Here is a 14,276-nt window from a genome sequence, read left to right on the forward strand (position 1 = left end):
CCCTCCCTCACATCGGGGACAGGCTGCTGCATGTGCTTCTATAAGAAGCGGAACTGCGCTTCAATCAAACCGTTATAGATGCCGTCGTGCTTGGTAAGCTCGGCATGGTTGCCTTCTTCTTTGATCTCGCCATGATCCAGCACCACGATCTTATCCGCATGGCGGATGGTGGAGAGCCGGTGGGCAACGATGAAGGAGGTCCGGCCCTGAAGCAGCAGCTTCAGCGCTTCCTGAATCTTGATCTCCGTCTCGGTATCAATACTGGCTGTCGCTTCATCCAGGATCAGAATCCGCGGATCAGCCAGCAGCGCCCGGGCGAAGGACAGCAGTTGACGCTGCCCCATGGACAGTGCACTGCCGCGCTCCTCTACCTCGGTATCATAACCCCCTGGCAGCTTGGTGATGAAATCATGAGCATCTACGGCCTTGGCGACCTCTTCGATCTCTTCGTCGGTTGCATCCAGCCGCCCGAAGCGGATGTTGTCGCGGATCGTTCCCGAGAAGATGAAGGTATCCTGCAATACAATCCCGATCTGTTCGCGCAGACTCTGGAGAGTAACCTCGCGGATATCCCGGCCGTCAATCGTAATGTGACCGCTCTTAATATCATAGAACCGGCCAATCAGGTTGATGATTGTACTTTTGCCGGAGCCGGTATGTCCTACAAGGGCAATGGACTGGCCTGCTTTGACATCCAGATTGATGCCTTTGAGTGCCGCACGGCCCTTCTCATATTCAAACACTACATTATTAAAGTGAATATCCCCTTGAATCTTGGACAGCGGCGTTGCTCCCGGCTTATCCTGAACCGCAGGCTGCTCGTCGAGATACTCGAAGATCCGCTCTGAGGAAGCCATCGCAACCAGCAGCTGATTGTACATCTGTCCGAGCCGGTTGATCGGATCCCAGAAGTTGCTGACGTAACTGCTGAAGGCCACCAGATAACCAATGGTAAGCTCTCCCGATTGAATCAGGTAAGCCCCGAACCAGAAGAGGATCATCGTTCCGAAGCCGCCGGTAACTTCAATAATAGGGCCGAATCCCTGGTTCATAGCAGATGCTTTGTTCCAGGACTTCCGGCTGTCCATATTCATGGCATCGAAATAATGCATATTCTCTTCTTCCTGGGTGTAGGCCTGCGTGACGCGAATCCCTTGAATCGACTCGTTAAGATGGGAGTTGATCCGGGAATTCTTCATCCGCACATCCTGCCAGGCGATCCGGATTCTCTGCCGCAGCTTGGTGGAGATCAGGAACATAATAGGTACGGTGATCATTACCGCCAGCCCCAGCTTCCAGTTGATCAGCAGCAGAATAACCATGATGCCCAGCAGCTGCACACAGTCAATCATCAGATTGACTACCCCGTTCGTGAACAAATCCTGAAGCGAGTTAATATCATTCGTTACCCGGACCAGTACCGAGCCTGCAGGCCGTTTATCGAAGAAGTTGAAGGACAGCTTCTGGATATGCCGGAACAGGTCCGAGCGCAGGTCATAAATCACCCGCTGGCCGATCACATTCGTATATTTGATCCGGTATACGCCGGCGATCCATTGGATCAGATACAGGATGATCACACTTGCCGTTAACGTATAGAGCAGCGTCAAGCTGGTATTTCCGTCTTTTGGAGCAATCGCTTTATCAATCGCCATACTGGTCAGGAACGGAACTGTAAGCTTGGTAATGGTGCCCAGAATCATCATAATGGAGACAAGCGGCAGCATCTGCTTCGCGTATGGCTTCATATAACCGAACAAGCGGGTGAACTGCCTCCAGTCAAAAGCCTTGTCTATCACATCATCATCTTTATAGATAAACCGTTCTTCAAGCGTCTGTTCCTCTACTTTACTATTGTCGGTCTCTACTGCGCCCTCTGCGGTCTTCTTGGAGGTCTGAAGGTTCATGCCGGATCACCCGCCTCTCGTTCATTATCCCTGGCTAAATAATCGGCGTACTGAATCCGGTACACATCCTGATAAGGCCCCGGGACAGCGATCAGTTCCTGATGGGTGCCCTGCTGGACCATTTTCCCTTCATTCATCACAATGATCTGATCGGCATGACGCAGAGAAGATATACGGTGGGCAATAATCAGGGTCGTCCGTCCGCGCATAACCTCCTGGAATCCGGCCTGAATCTCATGCTCCGTCTCCATATCAACCGCACTGGTTGCATCATCCAGAATGAGAATCCGCGGATTCTTCAGCAGCGCGCGGGCAATGGCAATCCGCTGCTTCTGGCCGCCCGAGAGACCCATTCCCCGCTCACCGACTACGGTATCGTAGCCTTCCGGCATCTCCATAATGAAATCATGCGCCTTCGCCAGCTCGGCGGCACGGATGATCTCATCCATGCTGACATTTTTGAGTCCGTAGGATATATTATTGCGGATCGACGACGAGAACAGGAAGGTCTCCTGGAATACCGTCGATATCTGCGAGCGTAGACTGCGGACCTGGAATTCACGGATATCCACTCCGTCGAGCTTGATACTTCCTTGATTCACATCATAAGCCCGCATCATAAGCTGGGTGATGGTGGACTTCCCGGACCCTGTTCCGCCAAGGAATCCTATGACCGCACCGGGCTCGGCATGGAAATGAATATCCTTGACCGCCGGCATTTTGTTCCCGTAAGCGAAGGTGACATGGTCGAACTCCACCTCACCTTTCACTTCTGCCTGTACAAGCTCGCGGGCATTCTCTTGATCCCGGACATCGATTGTCTGATTCAGCACTTCCAGCACACGTTCACCAGAGGCTTTGGACTGGGTATAGTTGTTGATGTGGAACCCTAGTCCCCAGACCGGGCCGATGATGTACCAGATCAGGCTGAAGAACGCAACCAGCTCACCCAGCGACATCTGCTTGTTGATAACCAGCGTACCGCCGACACCCAGCAAGATCGCTACACTGACCGAAGCCAGCAGCTCCATGAACGGGAAGAATTTACTCCACAGCTCGGCTGCAAAAATCTGATTGTCTTTATAACGTTCATTACGGTGTGAGAATTTCTCAACTTCGTAGGCCTCTCTGGCAAACGATTTGACCGTTCTTACACCGGTGACATTCTCCTGTACTGCCGTTGTCAGGGAACTTAACGCCAGGCGCATCTCCTGAAAGGCCGGATGAATCTTGGATTCAAATCTGAGTGCTACTCCAGCCAGGAACGGCATAGTGATCAGAGTAACCAGCGTCAGCTGCCAGTTGATGGTAAACATCATAATGGAGCCGAACAGAACCATGAAAAACACGTTCAGCAATTGGGCAAATCCGAAGCCGATGAACATCCGGATTGCTTCCAAATCCCCGGTCAGCCGGGACATCAGGTCACCTGTCTTCGCCGTATCATAATACCGGAAGGACAGAAACTGCAGCTTCTCATAGCAGGCATTGCGCAGCCGGTAAGCCAGGAAATTCCCCAGCCGTCCGCCGAAAAATCCATGGGCAAACTGCAGGCACGCCTTGACAATAATGACAGCAAGCACACTGAGAGCGAGAACGGGCACCTCAGTAAACTTTAGGGGAATAATAACATCATCGATCAATCTCCTTAACAAATTGGGGGTAATAAGCCCCACTGCAGTTGCGGCCGCCAAACATACAATCGATAGAATCAAATAGTGCAGCTTCTCCCGATAAAAGCCCCGCAGTTGCCTGAGAACATCCATATCTCTCCTCCTTAAAGCTTTACGAAGTAAAGCTTGCTCCGTAAGCCTAAACTTGGCTTTACGAAGTACAGCTTACTTTGTAAGCATAAACTTAGTCCCATTCAGCAACCTTCCACATCTTAACCCACCTTTTTTTAACGCTTTCAATTTAGGGACTTTAAGCAGTTTATCATCCATAATTTAATGCGGCAAAGGGGATAAACCTCCGTTTTCCTCTCTTTTCGGAAAGAACAGGGCCTAAGCAGGCGGAAAAGGACGCCCTTCGTTTTAATTGCTGCTATTTCCTCGCAAATACTGCTCAATTAAGATATAGCAAGATTCAGCGCTTGCGAAGAGTCCTTAAGCCACCTGTATAAAGGAATATTATGTATAATAATCACAAGCTCCGTATAAAAAAACGTGCCCGCAGATCCTCGACCAGATTGCGTCAAGATTCTGTGGACACGCGCAGGATATTACTGGATGAATGGAATAAGCTTCAGGTTACCCGATGCTTCCTTCCATTTCGAACTTGATCAATCTGTTCATCTCAACCGCGTACTCCATCGGCAGCTCTTTGGTGAACGGTTCGATGAAGCCCATGATGATCATTTGGGTGGCCTCGGCTTCGGAGAGGCCGCGGCTCATGAGGTAGAAGAGCTGCTCTTCGGACACCTTGGAGACGGTAGCTTCATGCTCAAGCACAATGTTATCGTTCATGATCTCATTGTAAGGAATCGTGTCCGAGGTGGACTCGTTATCCAGAATGAGCGTATCGCATTTGATATTGGATTTCGCGCCTTCTGCCTTGCGGCCGAAGGAGGCGAGTCCACGGTAAGTGACCTTGCCGCCGTGCTTACTGATCGACTTAGACACAATCGTAGACGTAGTGTCCGGTGCCAGATGAATCATTTTGGCGCCGGCATCCTGATGCTGGTTCTTGCCCGCTACTGCGATGGACAATACTGATCCTTTAGCGCCGCGGCCTTTAAGAACCACCGCCGGATATTTCATCGTCAGCTTGGAGCCGATGTTGCCGTCTACCCATTCCATGGTGGCATTCTCTTCGGCAACCGCACGTTTGGTTACCAGGTTGTAGATATTCGGTGCCCAGTTCTGAATCGTTGTATAACGGACACGGGCATTCTTCATGCAGAGAATCTCAACCACTGCACTATGCAGAGAGTTCGTGCTGTAGATCGGGGCAGTACAGCCTTCAACGTAATGCACGAAGCTGTCTTCATCTGCCAGAATCAGCGTACGCTCGAATTGTCCCATGTTCTCAGAGTTGATGCGGAAGTAGGCCTGCAAAGGAACTTCACATTTCACGCCCTTCGGAACATAGATGAAGCTGCCCCCGGACCAGACGGCACTGTTAAGTGCGGCGAACTTGTTGTCAGCCGGCGGAATGATCGTACCGAAGAACTTCTTGAACAGCTCAGGATGATCACGCAGTGCAGAATCGGTATCCGTGAAGATTACACCCTGATCCTCAAGGTTCTTCTGCATACTGTGATAAACAACCTCAGATTCATACTGTGCAGAGACGCCGGCCAGGAACTTCTGCTCCGCTTCCGGAATCCCCAGCTTGTCGAAGGTCTCTTTGATCTCGGAAGGAACCTCTTCCCAAGTCTTGCCCTGCTTCTCTGAAGGTCTAACATAATATTGGATATCTTCGAAATCCAGATCATCCAGATTGCCGCCCCACTGTGGCATTGGCATCTTGCGGAACTGCTCCAGGGATTTCAGCCGGAATTCCAGCATCCATTCCGGTTCGTTTTTGATTGCGGAGATTTCCCGGACGATTTCTTCCGTGAGTCCTTTACCAGACTGAAATATCGACTTGTGCTCGTCACGGAATCCATACTGGTATTCCTCCATATCAGGCGCTTTCTTAGCCATGGTGTCAGCCTCCTCGTTTGTAATGTTATTGCTGAGCTTCTTTCGTATCTATACCTTTGCGAAGCGCGTTCCAGGCCAGAGTGGCACACTTGATCCGCGCAGGGAATTTGTTCACACCGGACAAGGCTTCAATATCTTCGTAGTCTCCGAAATCCGCTTCTTCACCCTTCATCAGAGAGGAGAAGCTGTCCGCCATCTCAAGCGCATGCGCTATCGTCTGGCCTTTGACCGCTTCCGTCATCATCGAAGCCGACGACATACTGATGGAACAGCCTTCGCCGCTGAAACGGGCATCCTGGACGACGCCGTCCTCCACCTTAAGCTGAAGCGTAATGCGGTCGCCGCAGGTAGGGTTGTTCAGCTCAATCTTCAGAGCGTCATCTTCAAATGAACCACGGTTCCGGGGATTTTTGTAATGATCCATAATTACGCGTCTATACAAGTCATCCAAGTTCATAGCTGAAGTACTCCTTTGCCTTGATTAAAGCTTGAACCAGCAAATCTACATCCTGTTCTGTATTGTACAGGTAGAAGCTGGCCCGGGCAGTGGAACTAACCTCCAGCCAGCGCATGAGCGGCTGGCAGCAGTGATGTCCCGCACGTACAGCAACGCCTTCGGCATCAAGTACTGTGGCTACATCATGCGGGTGGACATCCCCAAGGTTGAAGGTAACTACCCCCACCTGACGGTTGCGGGGACCGTAGATCGTCAGATCGCTGATCTCCGAGAGGCGCTGCTCCGCATAAGCGGCAAGCTGCATTTCATGGCGGTGGATCTCATCCATACCGACCTCCTGGAGAAAATCAATCGCTGCCCCTAAGCCGACGGCACCCGCAATAATCGGTGTTCCGCCTTCGAACTTCCACGGCAGCTCCTTCCAGGTGGACTCATACAGCCCGACATCATCGATCATCTCGCCACCGAATTCAACCGGCTCCATGGCTTCCAGCAGTGCCTTCTTGCCATAGAGCGCACCGATTCCGGTAGGTGCAAGCATCTTGTGCCCGGACAATGCGTAGAAATCGCAGTCCAGCTCCTGCATATCTACCTTCATATGCGGCGTACTCTGGGCCCCGTCCACAACGATTACCGCGCCGTGGCGGTGAGCAATCGCTGCAAGCTCTTTGATAGGATGGGTAACGCCCATGACATTGGATACATAGGCTATGGCTACAATCTTGGTCTGAGCCGTGATCGTCTGCTCGGCATCCTCCAGTGTGATCGTCCCGTCCTTCTGCAGCGGCAGGAATTTCAGGGTTGCCCCGGTGTTCTTGGCCAGCTGCTGCCAGGGAATGAAATTGCTGTGATGCTCCATTTGGGTAATCACAATCTCATCGCCTTCCCGCAGGACGGAAGGGCCGTAAGAGGAAGCTACAATATTCAGTGCGGTCGTTGTACCGCGTGTGAAGATAATCTCCTTGGTGCTGCGGGCATTGATGAAATTCTTCAGCTTCTCCCGTGCGCCTTCATAAGCATCGGTTGCCCGGCTTCCCAGGGTATGAACCCCGCGGTGCACGTTCGCATTATCCCATTCATAATAAGACTTGACCGCGTCAATGACTTGACGCGGCTTCTGGGAAGTTGCCGCACTGTCCAGGTAGACCAGCGGATGGCCGTTAATCTCCTGATTCAGTATGGGAAACTGCTCCCGGATTATGCTGCTAATCATTGGCCTAACTTCCTTTCCACAAGAGATTGGAGCTGATTGCGCAGTCCCTCCAGTGGAATTTGCGACACTACAGGAGCAAGGAAGCCGTAAATGATCAGTGTTTCTGCGTCATGCCGCGATATTCCCCGGGACATCAGGTAGTAGACTTGCTCGTAATTGACCTGTCCTACGGAAGCGGCATGGCCTGCGGTTACATCATCTTCATCTATAAGAAGAATCGGATTAGCGTCACCGCGTGCCTTAGGGCTTAGCATCAGAACCTTCTCCGTCTGCTGTCCGTCAGCTCTGGTGGCGCCTTTCTCGATCTTGGTGATTCCGTTAATAATCGAAGTCGCCGAATCCCGCATCACAGCACGGGTAATCATGTCACTTGGTGTGTTTCTGCCGAAGTGCTGGGCTTGAGTAGTATAGCTCAGCTTCTGCGAACCGGAGCCTACAGCGATTACCTTCGCATCCGAACTCGATCCGTTGCCCTTCAGGATCGACTTGGTGTCGCTGGCCGTATCACCATAGTTCATCTCACCGATAATCCATTCAATGGTGCCGTCATTCTCCACAACGGCGCGGCGGTAAGTCACATCCGTAGTATCCTGCCCCAGCTGATGTACAGTAGCGTATCTTACAGTGGCACCTGCACCTACGAATACTTCAACGGCGCCGTTATGCAGACCCGCTTCAGTCTTATGTGATACGTAGTTATCCACGTAGGTCAACGAACTGTTAGTATCGGCAACAATCAGAATATGCGGTACGAAGGCAGCTTCAGCGTCATCCGTGAGCAGGACCGCCTGCAGCGGAGACTCGATGACGACATTCTTCGGAACATAGAGGAATACCCCGCCGTTCCATAAGGCTGCATGCAGTGCTGCGATAGAATGCTCTTCAGGCAATACTGCCTTATGCAAATAACGCTGAACCAGGTCTCCATGCTCTCTGACTGCAGTCTGCAAATCGGTGAAAATCACGCCTTGCGCAGCCAGCTCCGGAGCCAGACGGGCATATACTGCCCCTGAATTCCGTTGAATAATCAGGCTGCCTTCTTCTTGCCCCTCAATCAGTCCCGCAATGGAAGCCGGCGCTTCGCTAAGTGATGCAAAAGCCGTACTTGTCTTAAATTCTCCATAGTTGTTGATATTCCAGCGGTCAATCCGTGTCTTCTCCAGCTTCGGCAGGTCAAGCCCTGCGGCAAGCTCCAGAGCCTTCAAACGGCTGTCCTTCAGCCAGCCCGGTTCGCCGCTGCTCTGCGACCATGCGCTGAGCTGCTGTGCATCCACGGGAAGAATGGTTTGCGTCGTCATAAGTGGTTTCCTCCTTCCAGCGTTTCTAAGCTTCTTGTCCTACAGTTTCGTCTTCGATGCCGAGTTCTTCCTTAATCCATTCATAACCATCTGCTTCCAGTCTGTGGGCCAGCTCAGGGCCGCCGGATTTGACAATCCGTCCCTGCATCATGACATGCACATAGTCAGGTTTGATGTAATTAAGCAAACGCTGATAGTGGGTAATAATCAGGAATCCGCGTTCCGGACTGCGCATGGTGTTCACACCATCGGCAACAATTTTGAGTGCGTCGATATCAAGGCCGGAGTCAATTTCGTCAAGAATGACGATCTTAGGGTCCAGCATCATCATTTGCAGAATTTCGTTACGTTTCTTCTCCCCGCCGGAGAAGCCCTCATTCAGATAACGGTGCAGGAATTCAGGGTTCATATCCAGTTCTTTCATCTTGGCTTCCATCTGGCGGATGAAGCGGATCAGTGAGATCTCACTGCCTTCTTCACGGCGCGAGTTAATCGCACTGCGCAGGAAGTCGGAGTTCGTCACTCCGCTGATTTCACTTGGATACTGCATGCCGAGGAACAGACCGGCGCGGGCACGCTCATCCACTGCCATCTCCAGCAGATCTTCACCTTCAAGCGTAGCTGTACCTTCTGTAACCACATACTTGGGATGACCCATCAGAGCTGAGGCCAGCGTACTTTTACCAGTACCGTTCGGTCCCATCACGGCGTGAATTTCCCCGCCCTTCATCTGAAGGTTGATCCCCTTCAGAATTTCTTTTCCTTCAATCGTCGCTTTCAGTCCCTCAATGACAAAATCTGCTGCCATAATTATTATTCCCTCCATTGATCGATTTGCGAAATCAGAAAGTTGTATTGTCACAGGTTAACCCTGATTACAAGCAATTAGATTTTATATCACATTATAATTATTATAAAGTGAATCAGGATGATTATCAATGATTCTCACTAATTTTATTACATCGGCCCTTTTTAATCAAATTAATAAATGGTTATCTTCACTGCGGGAGAACGAAACCCGGAATTTGAATATCGCATAGGTACCCCCGCTTCAAGCACTGCGACGATCCGTTCCAGCGGACGAAGCCCGAAGGACTCACACTGCTTCCGGTCATAGACCCATACCGGAATTCTGCGGCGTATGTGCCACCCTTCGGACTGGGCCAGCAGTTGAAAATTCTGTATCAAGCTGCACACCGCCGCATAATCCTCGTCCTGCTTGTGGGGATCCATCTCTTCTCTGGCTACGACCAGAAGGAACGGCGGTGAAGGTGCCTCTTCAGAGAACAGCAGTTTGCCTGTTGCCTCTGTCCTATCACCCGTCACATAGATGAACCGCCACGGTTCACGCATGCCGTCATTCGGCGCCCAGACCGCCTCGTTCAGCAGCCTCAGGACGTTGTACGCGGAGAAAGGGGTGGTGTCCGCAAGCTGGCTGCTGTCTTCACCGATGGTAGTCCAGCTCCGTTCTGGCGGTGTTCTTTTTCGTCCTCGCGGTGCTTTGTCGAAGTAGCCTATTTCCAAAATCCCGGCAAACCTCTCTCCTTCACGCCAACCGATGAGCTTATAGAACGATTCGCTCAGAATCATGGGGTCTGAGTACCACAGCATACCCAGTCCTTGTTCCCAGCCCAGCAGCTGAAAAGTCTGCATTATGCTGCAGACCGCGGCATAATTCTCGTCCCGCTCCCGCTCTGTGCCAGCGGACTCGGCAATGAAGATCACATGAGCGGGAGTCCCCGTGATTTGCTTTTTCAGAAGCTCTATCATTGGGGCAGGAAGGAGCTTCCCGAGACGGCTGCCCGTCACCTTCGCGGTCATGGATTCAGCCAGCTCTTCACGGGACTCAGGGGTGCCAAAGTAAAGACAGCGCCAGTGCGGCGTTCCTTCAGCCTCGTATAAGCCAGCTGCTTCGTTCAGCAGGGCAACGATCCGTTCTTGTTCAACCGGTGCAGCGCTGAATCTCCTAATAGTTCGCCGTTCTCTAACGGTAGTGAACACATCCTTCATCTTCATCCCCCCAAAATATCGTTTTGGTGTCCAATAATTAATATTGTTTACCAGTTAACTATATTTTGAATGAAATACGATGTCAAATGGTTTCATTTAATTTAAAACCAGTGTTCTATTATAAATAACTTGTCTGTACAGTTAGTTTACACGTTAATAATTTCGAGTTAGAATAAAGATACTTCTACAGAAAGGAGATGCTAAGCCCTATGCATTCTTCTGAAGGACTTAAGCGGCTGCTGTATGACCGGTTTCTCCACCTCTCCCATTTAGTTGAAGAGACCTTTGCAACCGAAATGGATGCATTTACGGATCTCACACAGAAGCACGGAATTACTCTCACTTCAACCAGCTTGACCAGTATTCATGTCATCGACTGTATCGGCAAGCACGAGCCTGTGAACAGCACTACCATTGCAGAGGCCATGAAATTGTCCAAGGCAAGCATCACTAAGATCAGCGCCAAGCTTCTCCAGGATGGCTGCATTAAGCGGAGCCGGATGAATGACAACAAGAAAGAAATCTACTTCAGCCTTACTCCTAAAGGCAGACAGCTCTTTGAACTCCACGCCCGGATGCACGAGAACCTGGAGCAGAAGTTCATCGAGAAAATGAGTGAATTCTCGGAACCGGAGATGCAGGCTTCACTGAAATTCATTCAAATGATGATTGATGAGAATACAACGCTTCACCTAACTCTTAGTGACTTCGAGTAGAAACGGCTACGCTGTCCTTTTAAAGGACGGCATTCGTTCCAAATGAAATCCTTATCATTGGAAAATAAATAAAGTCTCCCTCCAGGGAGACTTTATTCCTATAGTTGAAATTATTCTGCTAATTATCCGGCAATCAGCCCAGGAAAGCGCGCAGCATCCACTGGTTCTTCTCCAGGTCCGTACGGATCTTGATGAACAGGTCCGCTGTCGGCTGGTCGCTGATTTCTTCAGCCAGCTCGATGCCTTCTGTCAGTTCTTCCGCTACTGTAGCGAAATCCTCGATCAGCGCCTGAACCATACCGCGGGCATCTTCTTTGCCTGTAGCTTCCTGAATGGTAGAAAGCTCCAGATATTCTTTCATAGTTGCTGCAGGGCTGCCTTTGATACTCAGCAGGCGCTCAGCCACCTCGTCCATTTTGAGTGTAATATCATCGTACAGCTCTTCGAATTTCACATGCAGGGCGAAGAACTGCTCACCCTTCACATACCAGTGATAGTTATGCACTTTCACATACAATACGTTCAGGTTGGCAACCTGACGGTTAAGTACCTGTTCCAATGAAGCGGTGTTCACTTTGTTTGATGCTTTAGCCATGAGTTGATCCCTTCCTTATCCATGAATTTAGCCGGCTGCTTGTCCATTGTCCGGCCTTGCAGTTGTCTATTCTTCATTTACCCTTTTGCCTGGAGCGCGAAACAAGCTTGACGCCGGACAATCCTTGTTCCCCATCCGCCGATTGCAATCTTCTGCCCTAATCCGTAGGATGAACCAAGCGAGCGCCAGTTATGCTAAAATATACGGTTCAAAGGCAGAATAAAGTCAGGCAAGGGGCCAGGTGGCTCCTTGCCTGACATCTCAACCTCTATGCACTTACATCATTAGCAGCAGGGCCTCTGCACCGCTCATGCCCGGCACAATTCCCAGCTTCTCCGCTTCTATAGTTACAGACTCCAGCGGCGCGGCCAGTAGCTGAGGAAGCGTACGCACCCCGACAGCCCTTGCGGCAATAATCTGCCGGTCACTCAGCACTTCATTCAGCAGCCCTATATCCAGCGCTCCGCACATGATGTAACCCTTGCTTGTGCTGATGCTGAGCAGCGTAGTTTTGGGCAGCTTGACCTCCACACCTACAAGAACATGATCGCCCACCTGTACGGGCTCTAACGTTACCATTTTTGCAGCACCTCCCTTTTTCGCATTTACGTTGTAGGTTATGCTTCCGGTTCTGGCCGCGTGTGGACGATGGTCCTAGTTCCCGGATAAATAAGAGGGCCGTAAGTCCTTATTTCTATACAGGGGGGTATATAATTTCCGCTAATTAAATGATATAGTTTATATACTAATTTAATTAAAGAAATCGTGACTAACGATTACGCTGGGGGATTAATGGATAAGAAACTACAACACACCGACGGCAACTATCTTTTCAATGTCGACATCCTGATTAATGCCCGCACGAACCCGCTTGCGCTGCAGTTCCTGCTTGAAGTGTTGAATGCCAGCGACAAAGTCACTGATTTCAACATCAACTCCGGGCTGGAGCTTGGGAGAACCATTGACCATCTGCTGAAGTCGGCCAAGATGGCTCTGAAGAACGACACCTTCACACCTGCTCCGGTGGCGGTGAAATTGCCGGACAAGCCGGCAGACCCTCCAGCAGCCAAGCCTGCGGAGAAGCCTGTAGCGAAGAAGCCGCCAGCAGCACCCGTAGAAACACCCGCTGATGTATTCGGCAAAATCAGGCTATACATTCAGAATAACCAGCTGGTCCGACTGCGGGCGAACCGGCATGGCAAGCAGGTATCCATGCCCTGCCGTATTCTGAACTTTGACGAAACGGAGAATTCGCTGAGTGTATACCATGTGGACGAGAAGCAGGTCTACACCTTCATGCTTAATGAAATCGATGAATTCCTGTAAGACAAAGAAGCACCCGCTCCGGGTTCCCCGGGGCGGGTGCTTCTTTGTCTTAAGGTTATTGCGGCGAATCCACTACTCCTGCCGCATTTCACTTTTTGCGCGAGAATGCCTCCACAGCCAAGCAGATCCAGCCCGCAATGAAGCATACGCCACCCAGCGGAGTGATCGCTCCGAGAAGCTTGATACCGGAAATACTTAGGATGTACAAGCTGCCTGAGAACAGGATCACCCCGGCAATCATCAGCCGCCCTGCCCAGCGCAGACGTACACTTTCGCCCCACTGGCCTGCCGTCAGCCCGATAAGTATCAGCGCCAGCGCATGGAACATATGATACTGGACACCCGTCTCGTACACCTGCAGGTAGTGTTCACTGATTACTGGCTTCAGGATATGCGATCCGAACGCGCCGATGGCAACGGACAGCATCCCCAGCAAGGCTCCCCAGCCTATCAATCTTCGTTGCATGGATACACAGCTCCTTCCCTGAGTTGAACTTCTCCTATCTTAACGTATCTGCTCTGTCTATTGCCAGCCGCGGTCCTGCATAGCTTATGCCCTGAAGACTTGCATTTAGAGCCATGTTATGGAAAAGTAATAATAACCTATTACATCCCAAGGAGTGCAGCCCATGGACTATCATTCACCTCCCGAACAAGACACGAACCCCGATTATGTATACCAGGAGAACAAACGCGATTATAAGCACTCTGGTCCCGGTATCGCTTCGTTCGTAATCGCTCTGCTTACCTTGGTCTGCTACGCTATTACCTTCGTGTATGTAGGATCACAAGCGTCTTCGCTCATGAATGAGCATAATAAACTGATTGCCGATGCGGCAGAAACGATCATGTATCTGGGCTTGTCCGTGCTTATCCTTGTTGCGGTTAACGTCATCGGGGCGGTTACCGGCATTATCGGTCTGACCCTGCGCAAACGGCGCAAGGTATTCGCTGTCATCGGCACCATCATCAACGCCGGCTTCCTGCTCCTGTTCATGCTTCTCCTATCCGTTATTCTGGTGAATGCCGGAGCGTCCTGATAACTGTTGTACAGCAAACACAGCATATCCCTTGAACCGGGACATGCTGTGTTTTTCGTTGTGCAGA

Annotated in this window: 14 protein-coding genes; 3 read left to right on the top strand and 11 right to left on the bottom strand. The window is 50.9% G+C overall.

Annotation, left to right across the window (positions count from 1 at the left end; translation table 11 throughout):
* Window positions 1–38: 38 nt before the first annotated feature.
* From ACFSX3_RS01855 to ACFSX3_RS01890, 8 genes are all read right to left on the bottom strand, one after another.
* A complete protein-coding gene (locus ACFSX3_RS01855) occupies window positions 39–1,907 on the bottom strand; it encodes an ABC transporter ATP-binding protein (RefSeq protein WP_379257044.1) in 1,869 nt (622 codons plus the stop codon).
* The gene (locus tag ACFSX3_RS01860) at window positions 1,904–3,673 is read right to left on the bottom strand and encodes an ABC transporter ATP-binding protein (protein WP_209991293.1); all 1,770 of its coding nucleotides are present in this window, start codon (window positions 3,671–3,673) and stop codon (window positions 1,904–1,906) included. The genes ACFSX3_RS01855 and ACFSX3_RS01860 overlap by 4 nt, the downstream gene beginning before the upstream one ends.
* 483 nt (window positions 3,674–4,156) lie before the next feature.
* Window positions 4,157–5,554 carry a Fe-S cluster assembly protein SufB gene (gene sufB, locus ACFSX3_RS01865; protein ID WP_209991295.1) on the bottom strand — a complete coding sequence of 466 codons (1,398 nt, stop codon included), beginning with the start codon at window positions 5,552–5,554 and terminating at the stop codon, window positions 4,157–4,159.
* A 25-nt stretch (window positions 5,555–5,579) separates the two neighbouring features.
* Window positions 5,580–6,011: a Fe-S cluster assembly sulfur transfer protein SufU gene (gene sufU, locus ACFSX3_RS01870; protein WP_173138597.1), complete on the bottom strand. Its 432-nt coding sequence runs from the start codon at window positions 6,009–6,011 to the stop codon at window positions 5,580–5,582.
* Window positions 5,998–7,224, bottom strand: a complete 1,227-nt coding sequence (locus tag ACFSX3_RS01875; protein WP_209991298.1) for a cysteine desulfurase — start codon at window positions 7,222–7,224, stop codon at window positions 5,998–6,000. Before ACFSX3_RS01875 ends, sufU begins: the two co-directional genes overlap by 14 nt.
* Window positions 7,221–8,522 carry a Fe-S cluster assembly protein SufD gene (gene sufD / locus ACFSX3_RS01880; protein ID WP_209991300.1) on the bottom strand — a complete coding sequence of 434 codons (1,302 nt, stop codon included), beginning with the start codon at window positions 8,520–8,522 and terminating at the stop codon, window positions 7,221–7,223. Before sufD ends, ACFSX3_RS01875 begins: the two co-directional genes overlap by 4 nt.
* A gap of 25 nt (window positions 8,523–8,547) precedes the next feature.
* Complete coding sequence (gene sufC, locus ACFSX3_RS01885; RefSeq protein WP_173138603.1) at window positions 8,548–9,330, bottom strand: Fe-S cluster assembly ATPase SufC; 783 nt, start codon at window positions 9,328–9,330, stop codon at window positions 8,548–8,550.
* A gap of 173 nt (window positions 9,331–9,503) precedes the next feature.
* Window positions 9,504–10,532, bottom strand: a complete 1,029-nt coding sequence (locus ACFSX3_RS01890; protein WP_209991303.1) for a nitroreductase family protein — start codon at window positions 10,530–10,532, stop codon at window positions 9,504–9,506.
* 209 nt (window positions 10,533–10,741) lie between these two features.
* On the opposite strand from ACFSX3_RS01890, the gene ACFSX3_RS01895 reads away from it, so the two are divergent.
* Entirely contained in the window at window positions 10,742–11,248 is a 507-nt protein-coding gene (locus ACFSX3_RS01895; protein ID WP_209991305.1) for a MarR family transcriptional regulator, read from the top strand.
* A 133-nt stretch (window positions 11,249–11,381) separates the two neighbouring features.
* Here the strand turns inward: ACFSX3_RS01895 and ACFSX3_RS01900 are convergent, their stop codons facing one another.
* Both ACFSX3_RS01900 and ACFSX3_RS01905 read right to left on the bottom strand, forming a co-directional pair.
* Entirely contained in the window at window positions 11,382–11,843 is a 462-nt protein-coding gene (locus tag ACFSX3_RS01900; RefSeq protein WP_209991307.1) for a Dps family protein, read from the bottom strand.
* 276 nt (window positions 11,844–12,119) lie between these two features.
* Window positions 12,120–12,422: a YunC family protein gene (locus ACFSX3_RS01905; protein ID WP_209991309.1), complete on the bottom strand. Its 303-nt coding sequence runs from the start codon at window positions 12,420–12,422 to the stop codon at window positions 12,120–12,122.
* 213 nt (window positions 12,423–12,635) lie between these two features.
* Here ACFSX3_RS01905 and ACFSX3_RS01910 point away from each other — a divergent pair, with 213 nt between their 5' ends.
* Window positions 12,636–13,169, top strand: a complete 534-nt coding sequence (locus ACFSX3_RS01910) for a hypothetical protein (RefSeq protein ID WP_209991310.1) — start codon at window positions 12,636–12,638, stop codon at window positions 13,167–13,169.
* A gap of 88 nt (window positions 13,170–13,257) precedes the next feature.
* On the opposite strand, the gene ACFSX3_RS01915 is transcribed toward ACFSX3_RS01910, so the two are convergent.
* The gene (locus ACFSX3_RS01915) at window positions 13,258–13,635 is read right to left on the bottom strand and encodes a DUF423 domain-containing protein (protein WP_209991312.1); all 378 of its coding nucleotides are present in this window, start codon (window positions 13,633–13,635) and stop codon (window positions 13,258–13,260) included.
* Between the two features lie 163 nt (window positions 13,636–13,798).
* Here ACFSX3_RS01915 and ACFSX3_RS01920 point away from each other — a divergent pair, with 163 nt between their 5' ends.
* Window positions 13,799–14,209 (top strand): hypothetical protein, encoded by a 411-nt coding sequence (locus ACFSX3_RS01920; protein WP_209991315.1) that lies wholly within the window; start codon window positions 13,799–13,801, stop codon window positions 14,207–14,209.
* Window positions 14,210–14,276 lie beyond the last annotated feature (67 nt).

The sequence above is a fragment of the Paenibacillus rhizoplanae genome (genome assembly GCF_042684125.1).
In the GTDB taxonomy this organism is placed as follows: Bacteria; Bacillota; Bacilli; order Paenibacillales; family Paenibacillaceae; genus Paenibacillus_AQ; species Paenibacillus_AQ rhizoplanae.